The organism is Sulfurovum xiamenensis (assembly GCF_030347995.1).
Lineage (GTDB): Bacteria > Campylobacterota > Campylobacteria > Campylobacterales > Sulfurovaceae > Sulfurovum > Sulfurovum xiamenensis.
The window spans coordinates 48,665-64,256 of sequence record NZ_JAQIBC010000004.1; the positions used below are offsets into that span (position 1 = coordinate 48,665).

A 15,592-nucleotide genomic window follows, 5' to 3' on the forward strand; every position below is an offset into this window, starting at 1 on the left:
GTTATAACATCAAAAATAAATTAAAAGAATAAGGATGACCATGTCAGCATTAGTAGAATTCAGTATGTTCCCTACGGAAAAAACCCAAAGTAAAAGTGCCTTTGTAGCAAGAGTCTTGGATATTGTGGATAAAAGCGGATTGGCGTACCAGCTTACGCCTATGGGTACGATCATAGAGGGTGAAAGTGTAGAAGAAGTGTTGGCTGTGATTAACAAAGCCTATGAAGAGCTTCAAAAGGATTGCGGTCGTGTCTATAGTTCTATCAAGATAGATTGGCGTGATGGTCCAGTGGGCAGACTGGGTAACAAAGTAGGTTCAGTGGAGGAGAAGCTGGGTCGGAAGTTAAACAGCTAAAATTAGATATAATACGACCAATTTCTCATAAGGATCTTTAAATGTGTGCTGAAAAGATACAACGTTTAATACAGGCTAGTATACTGGGCTTTGTTATGGGTTTGGCCGGTTCTGGCATGTATGCAGCTGCGTTTATTTTGCAATTTGCCATGATGGTCATGCTTGTTATCGCAGGATTGACAGGCTTCTGTCCAGGGCTTATTATGCTTAAAAAGATCTTCCCTGCGTGTAAATGTGAAGAAACCAATGAAAAGGACAATAACTAATGTCAAATATATCATATAAAGATGCCGGTGTAGATATCGATGCAGGTAATGAGTTTGTAGAAGCGATCAAAAGCGATGTAAAATCTACTTTCGATAAAAATGTGATCGGCGGTATAGGTTCATTTGCCGGAGCCTATGCACTGCCAACGGGTTACAAAGAGCCAGTGATCCTTTCTGCAACAGACGGTGTAGGAACAAAGCTGAAAATTGCCATAGAGAGCGGTAAACTTGATACCGTAGGTATTGACCTTGTAGCCATGTGTGTGAATGATCTTATCTGTAATAACGGTACACCGATGTTCTTCCTGGACTACTATGCAACAGGTAAATTGCTTCCTGAGAATGCAAAAGATGTCGTTGCGGGTATCGCAGAGGGATGTCGTAGATCGGAATGTGCGCTTGTGGGTGGTGAAACAGCAGAAATGCCAGGTATGTATTCAGATGATGACTTTGACCTTGCAGGATTTGCAGTAGGTATCGCAGAACGTTCAGAGATGGATACGGTAGCCAATGTCAAAGAGGGACAGGTCCTCATTGCTATGCCAAGCTCCGGAGTACATTCAAACGGGTATTCATTGGTAAGAAAACTTTTCTTTGACAAGTTGGGTATGAGCCTCCAAGATGATTTTAACGGCAAACCGCTTGTAGAGACGCTGTTGGAACCGACACGTATCTACGTCAAAGAGTATAAAGCCAATAAACAGTACGTAAAAGCCTTAGCCCACATCACAGGTGGAGGAATCGTAGAAAACCTTCCTAGAGTCCTTCCAGAAGGTATGAGAGCGATCGTAAACAAAGAGAGTATCAGGGTACTACCTATCTTTGAATTCATGAGCCAGTATGTGGAAGAAGAAGAGATGTACAGAGCTTTTAACATGGGTGTAGGAATGGTATGGGTAGTAGACCCTGAAAATGTCGATGCCGTACTTGAAAATACAGACGGTTATGTGATCGGTACACTTGAAAAAGGTGAAAAGGGTGTGGAGATGGTTTGATCCATCTCTCTTTTAAAATAACTTACATAATACTCTACGACTTAGGTTCACAAACCCCTTTTTCTATACACTCTTTATCCAACTCTCCACTTTTCCATTTTGCAAGATACGCTTTGAGATTTGCGTGAACAACACCTTGCAGCATATAAAGCCCTATAAGGTTTGGCAAGGCCATTCCCAATATAAGAAGATCAGAGAATTCTAACAGTGTAGAAGCGCTTGTGATGGATGATATCACTGTAAATGACACAAAGATCAGTTTATACAACAGAGTATATTTTTCTCCAAACAGATACGTCCAAGAACGCTCACCATAATAAGACCATGAGATCATCGTGGAAAAAGCAAAAAGTACAATAGAGAATGACAAGATCACAGGGAACCATGAAATGACGGTTCCATAGGCTGCTGCCGTCAGTGCTGCACCCTGTTTTGAAGCCACGAGGTTTGCAAACTCTCCACTAGGGTCATAGACACCTGTAGTGACGATCACAAGTGCTGTCATACTACAGATAACGATGGTATCTATAAAGGGTTCATAAAGTGCGACCATCCCCTGTCTGACAGGGTATTTGACTGAGGCAGTAGAGTGTACAATGGCTGCAGAACCTATACCGGCTTCACTTGAGAAGGCAGCACGCTTAAAACCTTGTACAAGTACACCTATGAGACCACCTGCAACGGCAGTAGGAGCAAAGGCTTCATGAAAGATGGTTAAGATCGCAGCAGGTACTTGAGAAGCGTTGGTGATCAGTATCCATAAGGATGCGGCCAAATAGATAAATACCATGACAGGAACGATCTTCTCTGCTGTACTGGCGATACGTTTAATACCTCCGATAATGACAAATCCTACCAGTGTTGCCAAGATCAGACCGAAAATGATCGGATACTCTTGAAAGAAAGGGATACGTTCTGAGAGTGCACCCATGGCCTGTGAAGTTTGGAATGCATTCCCCGCACCCAACGATCCTCCTATGGCAAGTACAGCAAACATCACAGCGAGTACTTTTCCCAGTTTGATATATCCTTTAGAGGCAAGTCCTATGGAAAGGTACTGCATCGCTCCACCCATGATACGTCCATCAGGTCTTATCTCTCTATAGATCTGTGCAAGGGTCACTTCTGTAAATTTGAGTGTCATACCAAAGAATCCTGCCAGGATCATCCAGAATGTAGCGCCGGGTCCTCCTACCGCTATGGCAATGGCAACCCCTGCAATATTCCCCAGACCAACTGTGGCGGATAGGGCAGTGGTTAAAGACTGGAAAGGGGTGATCTCCCCTACATCGTCAGCAGTCTTATATTTACCTGTGATGATCTTAAAGGCATGACCAAACATGCGTGCATTGATAAAACCAAAACGAAAAGTAAGAAAAATCCCTCCTACTATCAACCATGCAACGATGAAAGGCATACTCGTCCCTTCCATCTTGCCAAAAAAGATGTCAAAGAAGAAAAAAGAGCCTAAAATACTATTGATTTGTTCAAATATACTGTTCATATGTTAACCCTGTATCGAAGATTGAATCATTATACTAATTAACGCCTAAAGTACCTCTAATTTAGTGATTAAATGCATATTTTTCACTTTTTTTCCAAAATCTATTGACAAATGGAAACCTTTTGACTATAATTGCGTTCCTTTTTATAAGGTAACGGAGTGTAGCGCAGTCTGGTAGCGCACCTGGTTTGGGACCAGGGGGTCGAAGGTTCGAGTCCTTTCACTCCGACCATTTAGATATTTAACGTTATAATAATAAGTAATCATTTAATTATGGTGGATGTAGTTCAGTTGGTAGAGCACCAGTTTGTGGCACTGGGTGTCGCGGGTTCGAGCCCCGTCATCCACCCCATTGGTAATTAAACAGGGTAACCACCCGAATGATGAAGCGCTAGTGGCTCAATTGGATAGAGCATCAGACTTCGGATCTGAGGGTTAGGGGTTCGAGTCCTCTCTGGCGTACCATTTAATGTATCAACTTTGTTATTTATTATTATATTGTTTGCACTCGTAGCTCAGCTGGATAGAGCACTCGCCTTCTAAGCGAGCGGTCTCAGGTTCGAATCCTGACGGGTGTACCACTTACTTTTTATTGTTTAGTAAAACAATCACATGCGGATGTGGTGAAATTGGTATACACGCCAGACTTAGGATCTGGTGCTTTACGGCGTGGAGGTTCGAGTCCTCTCATCCGCACCATCTACAAATTCATAATCAATATTCTCACACAATGATAGACTAACCTAAGAGACTTTCAGAATGATTATCCTGATATTTATTGCTAATGTTTTATTCTCAAGTTATATCGATGCCTTTATAGTCTCTTTAGCCAAATACTGCTGATCTATCAATTTTGTTCCATGCTGTACAGTATCCATAAATTGCTTTCTTTGTTGCTGGATAGGTATCCTTAGCGACATTGGTAAAAAGGGCTTTAAATGCATTTGAGAGTGGTTTAATATCATAAATGATACTAGTTTTTTCATCTCTTTTTCATACTCTTTCTTGTGCTGTTGTCGCATTATTTCATATTTGTTCTCTTTTCTTTCGAGGATAATAGCGCTTCACGGATTTTCATGGAGTATGAATTAGGTTTAAAATAAAACTACAATTCACATATATAAAAAATTATTGTATACTTTTCATCGTAAATAAATAATTAGGATTTCATAATGGACAAAAGTTTATTTTTCTTTATTGTCATAGGTATTGGGTTTCTTTATTTTGTCACCAATTTCGTAGGTGATATCCAGGAAGATGAGAAATTCCAAAATGAAGAATATAAGCAAAAGCACCAATTTGATCAGTATCAAACCGTTGACAGTATAGGGCGGGAAATACTCGATATGACTGATACACCAGCAACTGTACAGGTGCAAGCATGGAATAATTCTAAGTTAAAAGCAGAATTTTTAGAGCTTTTCCCTGATTTTTCTGAAATGAAAATATTTGTAAAAGAGAGATTGAGAGGAGAGATATTACAGGCGAAACTTATTGCCTCTATCGATAGTGTGGAAAGTCAATACTTTTCTGGTAAAATGAATGCAGAACAAGCCAAGCGAGAGCTTAGCTTATTGAAATAGCCGAGGTTAACGGCAAGGATCAGACATTCTGTTTCTGTCTGCATAAAGATAGACTTCTACTCTTCTGTTGAGTGCTCTATTTTCAGCAGAGTTATTCGGTGCGATGGCTTTATTGTACGAACATCCTTTTGTGTAGGGTCTTCCATTCACAGCAAGGATATCACTTACTGTAGCTGCACGTCTTTGTGAAAGTCCAAGATTGTATTGGTAGCTTCCTACATTATCTGTAAATCCTGCTACACCTACAACAGTTTGAGGATAGTTACGTAAAACTTGTGCGACTTTTTGTACTTTATATCTTGCATTCGACTGTAGCTTAGATGATCCTGTAGCAAACATCATACGATCTCTAAATATGATCTTTACATAGTTATTATATTTTGATACAACGATGTCTCTACGTGGATCAAGCGCTGCTAGAGGGTCATTATTCACACCTGTACCTAGTGCACGGGCAACTTCATTAGCTTGTTGGTCCATATTGTAGCCGATAGCTCCACCTACAGCAGCACCTAAAAGACCACCTATGATGGCACTTTTCGCATCATGTTTACCTGTATTATAGCCTATCATTGAACCTGCCAAAGCACCGGCAGCTACACCTGTTTTTGTACGATCGTAACTTTCATCTTGAACTAGGCCTGGCTGATTGTAACATCCTCCAAGCATAAAAGCAGCTAATGTAGCAGCAAATATTGGTTTGGTTAATTTCATTTTATCTCCTTTTGATGATCAGATGAAGGCTATTGCCATCCGCCTGTTTCTACTGGTTCTGGATTATTGCTGTCCACCGCACTTCCTATGCCCGCACCAAGGGCTGTACCGATAAGCGCACCTACCGCAGCATTTTTTCCGCCACCACTACCTGTATTGTATCCTATCACTGCACCTGCCACAGCACCGGTAGCTGCGCCTGTCTGTGTAGCATTGTTAGGTGCTACTTCTTGACCTGTACAACCATTTAATAAGATAATACTTGTACTGGATACAAGCATATACTTAAGTATATTTCGTTTCATCTCAATTTCCTTTTTATATTAAATAGTGTGAATTATAGCACAGAAATGTGTGAAAAATGTGTCTTATGATTTAGGCACTATTTTCTCATGCCATTGCCAAAGCGTTTTTTCAAAACCTATCTGTTGTGTGTCATAGTATTTTTTGGGTACTGAAAGGTAGGATTGTTTGACCCAGCCACCAAAATCATGGGGATAGAGATAGTTTTTTGCATGGGTTTTAATATGGGATGGAATAGGGTGTATCTCTCCGGCTGCTATATCCTTAAGCGCATGGTTGATAGCCATATAAGCACTGTTGGACTTGGGTGATGAGGCGAGGTAGATGACCAGCTGTGAAAGAGAGATCCTTGCTTCAGGATACCCTATATGTTTCACAATGTTAAGTGTGGAACTGGCAAGATTGAGAGCAGGGGGGTTGGCATTGCCTATATCTTCACTGGCCAGTATCGCCAAACGTCTTGCGATGAACTCTGCAGGTTCTCCCCCGTCGATCAATCTGGCAAGATAATAGATGGAGGCATCTATATCCGAACCACGGATACTTTTGATCATAGCAGAGGTGAGTTCATAATGACTTTCACTTTCAGCACTGCCTGCCTGCATGGCATGAGGACGTATCTGTTTGAGTGTATAAAATGTGATAGGACTTTCTACAGATGCTGCACTCTCAAGCAGGTTTAACATGGCACGGACATCGCCGCCACTGGAAAAGACAAGGTACTCTTTTGCATCCTCTTCTACACTGATATCTTCAAGTTGAATGATGGTATCAAGATAGGTATGCAACGCTGTTTCATCAATCGCTTCGAGCGCAAAAAGATGAGAACGGGAACGCATCGCTGCAGTAAGTGAATAGTAAGGGTTCTCTGTGGAGGCTCCTATGATCAGGGCTGCCTGGTTTTCCATAAAAGGCAAGAGTACTTCTTGCTGGTTCTTGCTGAGTCTATGGACCTCATCGATGAAAATAAGAGGTTTTTGTAAGGCATTGGTGTACTCTTTAAAGATCTTGCGAAGATCCTCGATTTTGAGTGTAGTGGCATTCATCTCGTAAAAAGGTCTATCTAGAAGGGTAGCGATCACCCTTGCAAGCGTTGTTTTCCCGCAGCCTGGCGGTCCGTAAAAGAAAGTATGGGAGAGGGTACCTGATGTGATGAGCTTTCGTAGTATGGCATGCTCACCTAAAAGATGTGATTGACCTATCAGTGCATCGAGTGTTTTGGGACGATATTTCAGTGCAAGGTTTGGCAAAATTTAATCTTTTTTACTATACTTTTTTGATGTATCAGATTTTTTCTCTTCTTGTTTTGCTGCATTGGCTCTGTTCTTTGCCTCTATTTCGGCATTCTTTGTTCTACGTTTCATGAATTTGTGTAGATCATCATATTCTCTGCGTGTAAAATAACGTGTTTTGTTCGTAGGCAGATTGTTCAGTTCTATACCTCCAAAAGCGACACGTTTAAGGTCAAGTACTTTTGCTTCAAAATGTGCAAAGAAACGTCTTAGTTCTCTATTTTTACCTTCAGCAATGGTCACACGAAGCTTTGAAAAATTTTTCCCTTCAGCCCGTATCTCAAAGTGCACGAAAGGTGCAAACTCCATACTGTGGATCTTGCTTTTTTCATGAGCACCTGCGCGGGCATCATCCAGTACAAGACCTTCTTGCATCGCGCTGATCATCTCTGGTGTGATAGGTTTGTCTATTTTCAGGTTATAGGTACGGTCTAATTCACTCTCCATAAGAGCTGTTGCGACTTCTGGAGAGTCTGTTAAGAGCAAAAGTCCTTCAGAGGCATAGTCGAGCCTACCTACGGGTACAAAGTGTCTATATTTGCCTGGTAGTTTATGATAGATGGTTGCACGTCCTCTGTCATCTTTTTTTGTGACCAGAACCCCTTTGGGTTTGTTGTAAACGATGACAGTCACTTCTTTACTCTTCTTGACCGGTCTGCCTTTAACATAGATATGGTCATCTTCTTCTACTTCATAAGCAAAGTCTTTCAACACTTGTTTATTGAGAGTGACCTCTCCCTCTTCAATAAGCTTATCTGCTTCTCTTCTGGAATATTTGGTGTTATGTGATATATATTTGTTTAGTCTCATTATGTCTCGTTTTTATTTGCTTTTAATACCGGCATTGACCAGGTCATGGATATGCAATACTCCGATGATCTTCCCCGCATCATTGGTGATAGGCAGAAGTTGTATGCGTCCATTTTCTATAATTTCAAGGGCTTCACTTGCCAGTAGCTCTGTATTGGTATAGCTTTTAGGATTCTGGCTGGCATACTCTATAGCCAGGTGGTCTAAACTGAACCCCTCTTTCATCAGTGCCCGTCTAAGGTCACCATCACTTAAGATAGCGATAAATTTATCATCCGCATCTACGATAAGCACTGTACCCAGTTTCCCTTCGCTCATGGCCACAATGGCATCTTTCAGGGTGGTTGTATCTTTGATAATAGGCAGATCTGTGGTTCTCATGAGATCTTTGATCTTCACAAACAGTTTTCTTCCCAACGAACCTCCAGGGTGGAAAGAGGCAAAATCCTCTTGTTTGAACCCTCTTTGTTCCATCAGTGCGACAGCCAAGGCATCGCCCAATGCCATGGTCAGCGTGGTAGATGTCGTAGGGGCAGCACCCAGGGGACATGCTTCTTTCTCTACAGAAATGTCAAGAAAAACATCCGCATAAGAGCCAAGTGATGATTCTTTATTCCCTGTCAGCCCGATAAGCGGGATATCAAAACGTTTGATATGGGGAAGGATCTTCGTAAGCTCTTCACTCTCTCCACTGCTGCTGATAGCGAGCAGGGTATCGTTTTTACTTATCATCCCCAAGTCCCCATGCAGTGCCTCTGTAGGATGTAAAAAGAAACTGGATGTTCCCGTACTGGCAAACGTCGCAGCCATTTTGGCACCTACAAGACCGGATTTCCCTACACCGGTAATAATGAGCTTTCCCTTGGTTCCCAATATCAGTGAAATAGCATCCAGAAAGTTTTGGTCCAAACGTTCGGCAGCTTTGTATAGTGCATCTGCTTCAATGTGAAAAGTTTCTTGTGCAATTTTAATGAGATCCATGGTTTCAGTCTTTATATATTTTTAAAGGATTATAGCATAATTAGCAGGGGGAGAGGAGATGTTTATATTACTTCAGATCAAATCGATAAGGTAAATGAGATTCTCTCCTGCCTTAAGGCAGAAGTAGATTAGATGATGAAGATCGTAGGAATGATAAGAGGATATCTCTTTTTCGTACGGATCACATGCTTTCTTACGACATTTCGAATTTCATTTTCGACATCTCTATGGTTCTTTAATGCTTCAGATTTCATGTTAAGCATCATAGTCTCAAGCAGTACTTCGATCTCTTTTGCAAACTTTTTATCTTCTTTGGCAGCTACAAGTCCATGACTTGTCACTACCGGTTTACCCACGACTTTCTGGTTGCTTTGGCTGATTTGTGCAACAACATTGACGATACCGTCCTCCGCCAGTTTTTGTCTGTCAAGTACGACGTCATTTTCAATCGTCTTATTGTTTTGATTATCGATGTATGTTTTACCACTCTTGACTGTTTTGACCTTTTTAAGATATTTAGGTGTGATCTCTACTTGATCTCCATCGCTCATCAGCAAGATATTTCTCTCATCCACACCACAAGCAACCGCCGTTTTCGCATGTTGTGCAATGTGATTATACTCACCGTGAACAGGTAAGAAGAATTTAGGCTGGATCAGTCTCAAGATAAGCTTCTGCTCCTCTTGTGCTGCGTGACCAGAGACATGGATATCCCCAAACTCTTTGTATCTTACTGTGACACCTGCTTTCATCAGTTTATTCATCAGACTGGAGACAGAAGCCTCATTCCCTGGAATTGCTGAAGCGGAGATGATAACAGTATCAGTAGGTTTAAGTTTGATATGTCTATGTTCATCCGTTGCCATACGGTTCAGTGCAGCCATGGTTTCACCCTGTGAACCCGTCGTGACGACGAGGATTTCATGGTCAGCATACTTAGGAACTTCATGCACTTCGATAAAGTGTTTCTCTTCGATATCTACAAAACCTAAAGCTCTGTTTGTCTCAACATTACGTTCCATAGAACGGCCGATCACACAGATCTTTCTTCCATGCTTCACACCTCTTTGCATCGCTTGGAAGATTCTGTGCACATTCGATGAGAAGGTTGACATGATCACCCTTCCTTTTGCAAGTTCGAACAGTGAATCAAACGTTTTCCCAACCACTTTTTCACTCTTTGTGAATCCAGGGTTATGGGAGTTCGTAGAATCAGAGAAAAGGCAAAGTACACCTTTTTCTCCATAATAGGCATAACGACGTAAGTCCATCGTATAGTCATCTACAGGGGTATGGTCTATTTTAAAGTCAGCCGTATGCATGATGATCCCTGCAGGTGTCTCGATTGCAAGAGAACAGGCATCAATGATAGAGTGGGTATTATGCAGCCACTCTATCTTCATATCTCCGATCTGATACTGTTGTCTCAGTGTCACAAAGTTGAAATGTTTGGTGTGTGCGCTCAATCCATGTTCATTGAACTTGTTTTCTATCATAGCGAGTGCAAGTGGTGTTGCATAGATCGGAAATTCTAGTTCTTTAAACAGATATGGCATGGCACCAATATGGTCTTCATGTCCATGTGTGATAATGATATAGACGTCTTTTTGACCCTTGAGTGTGTGCAGATAAGAAAAGTCAGGTACTAAGATATCGACACCGTGCATTGTTTCATCAGGGAAACTCATACCCACATCGATGACGATAGCTGTAGTCTCAGTTTCAAGTACGGCCATATTCCCGCCGATCTCACCAAGACCTCCAAGTGGTGTAAATCTGACCTTCCCTTTGCTCGCTATGTCAATTTTTTTCCATGGATTCATGGTCGCGTCTTTTACGCGTGCATTCTCTTCAAGAGAGGCTCGCATGGTATCATTCACAGTGGTAACATTTTTTCTTTTCCCTCTGCCTTTACCGCCTCCGACACGGTTTTGCTGCGGTTTTTTGCCAGGATGTTGTTTTTTGGTTGGATTTTGTCTATTATCTTGACCTTCAGCATTTTGTGTTCTGTTAGGGTTCGGCTTTCTGTGAGGATGTGGTTTTCTGTTAGGGTTCGGCTTTCTGTTCCCATCCGGAGCCTCTCTGTCTTGCACATTCCCATTGACTTCTCTTTGTGGGTTTGGCTTTCTATTCGGGTTCGGCTTTCTGTTCGCATTAGGGTTAGGTCGGTTGGTATTTTGCCCTTGTGTATTTTGTCTATGTGGGTTTGGTTTTCTATCTCTGGGTGTTCTTTGCCCTTGATTTTGAGATTTTTCGTTGTTCTGACTGTTGTTTTCCATCTAAATTATCCTTTAGTTCATTATATATGTGATGATAAATAGATGTCTCAGCTTCATGAGGCCGTAGGTTGGGGTCTATACCCAACTTTTCGAAGGTTTGATGTACCATATCTTTAGAAAAAACAGCCGTAAGGTTTTTAGAGAGTTTTTTACGCGGTTGCGCAAATGCGATCTTTAAGAACGCTTCAAACCTCTCATCATCCAGTGACCGGTTTTTCTCTATTAAAAGCACCGCGGAAGTCACTTTCGGAGGGGGGACAAATGCTTCGGGTTCAACTTCGAAACAGAGTGTCGCTTTCCCTACCGTTTGAGCAAGTACAGAAAGAGCAGAAAACTCTTTTTGTGTGACACTTGCTGCAAACTTAACAGCCACTTCTTTTTGAACCATGACCAGAATGGACCGGCAGTGTTCATCTTTCAATGCTTTTAAAATGATATTGGTTGCGATATAGTAGGGCAGGTTGGCTACCAGATGATAAGGCTCATCCAACAGGCTTCCTGACTCCCAACGCTCAAGCACATCTCCGCACCGTAATTCAAAGTGCCCTTTGTGGATAGGTTCTTTGAATTCGGTTGTAAGATGCTCACATAATCTTTTATCAACCTCAAATGCTGTGACATTTCGAACTTTTACAAGTTCTTTGGTTAAATCACCTAAGCCAGGTCCAATCTCTGCGACTTTTAGATCGTCATTGGGCATCGCTTGGATGATTTTATGAAGATAGATATCATTCTTTAAAAAGTTTTGACCAAATTTTTTACTGGCAAATTCGGCTAAATTTTCAATAATCATACTATAATCTACCTTTATAATTGATACTAATCCCACGTTTGGGATAATTTTTGTATAATCTTATCATAATTTTGAGAGGAAAACGGCGTATTAGATGGATTATTTTGCAAAACGTATCATACCTTGTCTCGATGTAGATAACGGACGGGTCGTGAAAGGTGTTAATTTTGTCGGGTTACGTGATGCAGGAGATCCTGTAGAAGTAGCCAGACGTTATAATGAAGAGGGTGCAGACGAGATCACTTTTCTTGATATCGGTGCGAGTCATGAAGGACGTGACACGATCGTTGATGTCGTGAAAAAAGTAGCACAGGAAGTTTTCATACCTCTTACGGTAGGTGGAGGGATCAGAGAACTTTCTGATATCTATAACCTTCTCAATGTAGGTTGCGATAAAGTCAGTGTGAACTCTGCAGCCATCAAGAACCCGGGTTTCATCGGAGAGGGTGCAAAACGTTTTGGATCGCAATGTATCGTAGTGGCGATAGATGCCAAAAGAGTGGCTGAAGACAAATGGCATGTCTTTACCCATGGGGGACGTAACGATACAGGTCTCGATGCACTGGAGTGGGCAAAGGAAGCGTATGAAAGGGGTGCAGGTGAATTGCTTGTCACCTCTATGGATGCAGATGGAACCAAAGCAGGATTTGACAATGCCTTGAACAGAAAGATCAGTGATCTTGTGAATATCCCTGTCATTGCATCTGGCGGTGCCGGAACGATGCAGCATATGGAAGAAGCATTCACGATCGGTCATGCGGATGCTGCTTTGGCAGCTTCGATTTTCCACTTCAAAGAGATTGACATCATGGAATTAAAACGCTATCTTAGAGGGAAGAACATCCCGGTGAGAATGTAGTATGATCATTTGTGCAGGAGAGAGCGAGCAGTTTGATTTTGCTTTGCCCGTTGGCATTGGTCTGACAGACGTCGCGATCAATTTGACACGTTTATGTTTGTCACAAAAACCAAAATTTCTATTATTCGTCGGTACGGCAGGTTCGTATGGTGAAAAGAAAGTGTTTGACATTATCGAATCAAAGACTGCCGCGAACATTGAGAACAGTTTTTTCACAGGTGGCTCTTATACCCCTATAGACAATATGGTCTCCACCGCAGAAGATGTTTCACGTGAAACAATTGTGAACAGTTCCAATTATATTACGACGGATAAAAGTATAGGGAAGGCGTACCTTTCTAAAAATATCCATTTGGAAAATATGGAATATTATGCGGTATTGAAAGTAGCAAAATCTTTTGATATCCCTGCGGCAGGTATTTTTATCGTAACCAATTATTGTGATGAAAATGCCCATAGAGATTTTATGAACAATCACAAAGAAGCAATGCTTAGATTGACCAAGTATATGAAAGAAAGTAAATAGATGAAAAAAATAATACAAGATCTGACAAAAGAAGAGTTAAGTGAAGTGATCAAACCTTCTTTCCGTGCGAAACAGATCTACAACTGGATCTACCATAAATATGCTATGTCATTTGAGGAGATGAAAAACCTCCCCAAAGAGATGAGAGAAAAACTCGATGAAGCGTATACACTTACCCCTCTTAAAACGGTTATGGTACAGAATTCTAAAGACGGAAGCCGTAAATATCTTTTCGAGCTCCATGATAAACATACAGTGGAATCTGTTCTGCTTTTAATGAGGGAGAAGGAGTATCATGAAGACGGCTCTGTAAAGCACCAGGAGCGTTATACAGTCTGTATCTCATCCCAGGTAGGGTGTAAGGTAGGGTGTGCCTTTTGTTTGACAGCAAAGGGCGGTTTTATGCGTAATTTGACAGCGGGTGAAATCGTTGAACAGGTACGGATGATCAAAAAGGATAATGGGATTGATGCCAACCGGCGTGTCAATATTGTTTTCATGGGGATGGGTGAACCACTTGACAACCTGACAGAGGTAGCAAAAGCTGTCAAGATATTTGCGGACCCTGAGGGTATGGCGATAGCGACACATAGACAAACCATCTCTACTTCCGGACTCAGTACGAAGATAGAAAGACTTGGAAAGATGGAACTGGGTGTGAACCTGGCGATCTCATTGCACGCGGTTGACGATGAATTGAGACAACAGTTGATGCCTATTAACAAAGCATACAATATTGAGTCTATCATCACTGCGGTGAAAAACTTTCCTGTCAATGACAGAAAAAGAGTCATGTTTGAATACCTTGTCATTAAAGATGTCAATGATGATATCTCTGCAGCCAAGAAACTTCTTTCGCTTCTTGATGGTATTAAAGCCAAGGTCAATTTGATCTATTTTAATCCGTATGGAGGTACGGAGTTCAAACGCCCAAGCGAAAAAGATATGAAAGAGTTCCAGGAGTATCTGACCAAAAGAGGTTTGCATTGTACGATACGTGAGTCTAAAGGGTTGGATATATCAGCAGCCTGCGGTCAGCTGAGAGAACAGGAATTGGAAGGAGAAGTGTAATGTCAACTTTGGAACTTTTTATGTTAGGTTTTATTATCGTTGTTGCAGCGATTGGAGTAGGTTGGTTTATCTATGACTCCAGGAGTGATGAGGAGAAATAGTTTTCTCCCTATTTTGTATTAAATACCCTTCTTTCTTTCTTGCAGATCAGATCTTTCATCTGAGCAAAATCACTTTTACTCTCTATATGAAATTTAGCACCCATATTAAAGGTCAAACTGTGGGCATGAAGCATCAGTCTGCTTGCTCCCGTTTCTTTCATACGATCTTCCGGACTGAGTATTTCTTCGAGGTAATCATTGGCAGTTTTGAAGGTGGTTCCGTAAAGTGGATCACCCAAAATAGGATGTTTCACGTGAAACAAATGGACCCTTATTTGATGGGTTCTTCCCGTATGAGGATAACAGGCTACAAGTGTAGCATCAAGTGTTTCATCATACTCTAGAGGGATAAAGTCTGTGTGAGATGCTTTCCCTTCTTCAGAGATAAAGACTTTGTGTTTGCTTTGGCTGTAGTCATTGTTGACCTTGATACGTTCTTTCGAAGAGAAGGGTTCTGTGAGTTTTCCATCGACCCATGCAAGGTAGGATTTTTGAATATTTCTAGCTTCAAAGGCACTTTTTAGGAAGGACTCGGAGTGCTTATGCTTGCTTGCCAAAAGCAATCCGGATGTTTCCATATCTATACGGTGTACAGCATTGGCATCATCACCGGCAATAGTTCGGATTTCATCGAGTAAAGAGTAGGGGGTAGCCATGGTATTGGGGTGGACCAATACACCGGAGTACTTTTCAAAGACCATAAAGTCTTTGGTATGAAAGAGAGGAAGGTTCCCTTGTGATGTAGGTTTAAAATAGACCACTTCCACTTCACCCTCTATATGCTCTCCGGAACGGAAAAAAGAGTTTTTTCCGATCAGTAATCTTCCTTTGGAGATGACACGTTGGGCTTGTCCTTGTGACATATTAAAGGTACGCATGATAAATACAAATGCAGGCATTTTCTCTGCTACTGTAAATTTCTCTTTGACAAATGGCATCTCTGCTTCACCTTTTTTATTAATAGAACGCTTTTTGAACAAAGTCCAAAAAATGTCCATTTCTACAACTTTGACATCTAGTCAGTCTTTTAAAAATGGATTGTTGACACTGGGTCGCACGACTCAGCATTTAGTGCATCGCTTGTACTGCATTTTAATGCTTGACTTCAACAGTCAGCTTATACGACTAGTCGTATTATTAACTGCTATTTTGGTAGAATT

General features: G+C 41.4%; 17 protein-coding genes and 5 tRNA genes. 12 read left to right on the plus strand and 10 right to left on the minus strand.

Going from position 1 to position 15,592, the window contains the following annotated elements:
- The first annotated feature begins 40 nt into the window (after positions 1 to 40).
- From PF327_RS07500 to purM, 3 genes are read left to right on the plus strand one after another with little or no spacing between them, the layout of a single operon-like run.
- Positions 41 to 355: an MTH1187 family thiamine-binding protein gene (locus PF327_RS07500; RefSeq protein WP_289401984.1), complete on the plus strand. Its 315-nt coding sequence runs from the start codon at positions 41 to 43 to the stop codon at positions 353 to 355.
- Between the two features lie 41 nt (positions 356 to 396).
- A complete protein-coding gene (locus PF327_RS07505; RefSeq protein WP_008245033.1) occupies positions 397 to 621 on the plus strand; it encodes a DUF2892 domain-containing protein in 225 nt (74 codons plus the stop codon).
- Positions 621 to 1,616, plus strand: coding sequence for a phosphoribosylformylglycinamidine cyclo-ligase (purM, locus tag PF327_RS07510; RefSeq protein WP_008245032.1), 996 nt, complete (start codon positions 621 to 623; stop codon positions 1,614 to 1,616). Before PF327_RS07505 ends, purM begins: the two co-directional genes overlap by 1 nt.
- 34 nt (positions 1,617 to 1,650) lie before the next feature.
- Here purM and PF327_RS07515 read toward each other — a convergent pair whose 3' ends face one another.
- On the minus strand, positions 1,651 to 3,120 hold the full coding sequence (locus PF327_RS07515; protein ID WP_289401985.1) for an alanine/glycine:cation symporter family protein: 1,470 nt from the start codon (positions 3,118 to 3,120) through the stop codon (positions 1,651 to 1,653).
- A gap of 155 nt (positions 3,121 to 3,275) precedes the next feature.
- Between PF327_RS07515 and PF327_RS07520 the strand changes: the two genes are divergently transcribed.
- From PF327_RS07520 to PF327_RS07540, 5 genes are all read left to right on the plus strand, one after another.
- Positions 3,276 to 3,352, plus strand: a tRNA-Pro gene (locus PF327_RS07520).
- Between the two features lie 44 nt (positions 3,353 to 3,396).
- A tRNA-His gene (locus PF327_RS07525) sits at positions 3,397 to 3,472 on the plus strand.
- A gap of 36 nt (positions 3,473 to 3,508) precedes the next feature.
- Positions 3,509 to 3,585: transfer RNA gene (locus PF327_RS07530), tRNA-Arg, on the plus strand.
- Between the two features lie 39 nt (positions 3,586 to 3,624).
- Positions 3,625 to 3,701 (plus strand) — tRNA-Arg (locus PF327_RS07535).
- Between the two features lie 33 nt (positions 3,702 to 3,734).
- Positions 3,735 to 3,819, plus strand: a tRNA-Leu gene (locus tag PF327_RS07540).
- A gap of 101 nt (positions 3,820 to 3,920) precedes the next feature.
- Here PF327_RS07540 and PF327_RS07545 read toward each other — a convergent pair.
- Positions 3,921 to 4,142, minus strand: a complete 222-nt coding sequence (locus PF327_RS07545) for a hypothetical protein (protein WP_289401986.1) — start codon at positions 4,140 to 4,142, stop codon at positions 3,921 to 3,923.
- 150 nt (positions 4,143 to 4,292) lie between these two features.
- On the opposite strand from PF327_RS07545, the gene PF327_RS07550 reads away from it, so the two are divergent.
- Positions 4,293 to 4,703: a hypothetical protein gene (locus PF327_RS07550; protein WP_289401987.1), complete on the plus strand. Its 411-nt coding sequence runs from the start codon at positions 4,293 to 4,295 to the stop codon at positions 4,701 to 4,703.
- A gap of 6 nt (positions 4,704 to 4,709) precedes the next feature.
- Here PF327_RS07550 and PF327_RS07555 read toward each other — a convergent pair whose 3' ends face one another.
- The 7 genes from PF327_RS07555 to rsmA form a co-directional block, all read right to left on the minus strand.
- Entirely contained in the window at positions 4,710 to 5,417 is a 708-nt protein-coding gene (locus PF327_RS07555; protein ID WP_008245020.1) for an OmpA family protein, read from the minus strand.
- A gap of 29 nt (positions 5,418 to 5,446) precedes the next feature.
- Entirely contained in the window at positions 5,447 to 5,722 is a 276-nt protein-coding gene (locus PF327_RS07560; RefSeq protein ID WP_008245019.1) for a YMGG-like glycine zipper-containing protein, read from the minus strand.
- 63 nt (positions 5,723 to 5,785) lie between these two features.
- Positions 5,786 to 6,970 (minus strand): replication-associated recombination protein A, encoded by a 1,185-nt coding sequence (locus PF327_RS07565; RefSeq protein ID WP_289401990.1) that lies wholly within the window; start codon positions 6,968 to 6,970, stop codon positions 5,786 to 5,788.
- A 3-nt stretch (positions 6,971 to 6,973) separates the two neighbouring features.
- A complete protein-coding gene (locus PF327_RS07570; RefSeq protein WP_289401992.1) occupies positions 6,974 to 7,822 on the minus strand; it encodes a pseudouridine synthase in 849 nt (282 codons plus the stop codon).
- A gap of 12 nt (positions 7,823 to 7,834) precedes the next feature.
- The gene (locus tag PF327_RS07575) at positions 7,835 to 8,803 is read right to left on the minus strand and encodes a KpsF/GutQ family sugar-phosphate isomerase (RefSeq protein WP_289401993.1); all 969 of its coding nucleotides are present in this window, start codon (positions 8,801 to 8,803) and stop codon (positions 7,835 to 7,837) included.
- 128 nt (positions 8,804 to 8,931) lie between these two features.
- A complete protein-coding gene (locus tag PF327_RS07580) occupies positions 8,932 to 11,082 on the minus strand; it encodes a ribonuclease J (RefSeq protein WP_289401994.1) in 2,151 nt (716 codons plus the stop codon).
- On the minus strand, positions 11,018 to 11,875 hold the full coding sequence (rsmA, locus tag PF327_RS07585; protein WP_289401995.1) for a 16S rRNA (adenine(1518)-N(6)/adenine(1519)-N(6))-dimethyltransferase RsmA: 858 nt from the start codon (positions 11,873 to 11,875) through the stop codon (positions 11,018 to 11,020). The genes PF327_RS07580 and rsmA overlap by 65 nt, the downstream gene beginning before the upstream one ends.
- Positions 11,876 to 11,969: 94 nt before the next feature.
- Here rsmA and hisF point away from each other — a divergent pair, with 94 nt between their 5' ends.
- The 3 genes from hisF to rlmN are packed head-to-tail and all read left to right on the plus strand — an operon-like array spanning position 11,970 to position 14,331.
- Positions 11,970 to 12,734 (plus strand): imidazole glycerol phosphate synthase subunit HisF, encoded by a 765-nt coding sequence (gene hisF, locus PF327_RS07590; RefSeq protein ID WP_008245008.1) that lies wholly within the window; start codon positions 11,970 to 11,972, stop codon positions 12,732 to 12,734.
- A gap of 1 nt (position 12,735) precedes the next feature.
- Positions 12,736 to 13,260, plus strand: a complete 525-nt coding sequence (locus PF327_RS07595) for a phosphorylase family protein (protein WP_289401997.1) — start codon at positions 12,736 to 12,738, stop codon at positions 13,258 to 13,260.
- Positions 13,261 to 14,331: a dual-specificity RNA methyltransferase RlmN gene (gene rlmN, locus PF327_RS07600; protein ID WP_289401998.1), complete on the plus strand. Its 1,071-nt coding sequence runs from the start codon at positions 13,261 to 13,263 to the stop codon at positions 14,329 to 14,331.
- A gap of 109 nt (positions 14,332 to 14,440) precedes the next feature.
- On the opposite strand, the gene PF327_RS07605 is transcribed toward rlmN, so the two are convergent.
- Positions 14,441 to 15,430, minus strand: a complete 990-nt coding sequence (locus tag PF327_RS07605; RefSeq protein WP_289402000.1) for an RluA family pseudouridine synthase — start codon at positions 15,428 to 15,430, stop codon at positions 14,441 to 14,443.
- Positions 15,431 to 15,592: the final 162 nt, after the last annotated feature.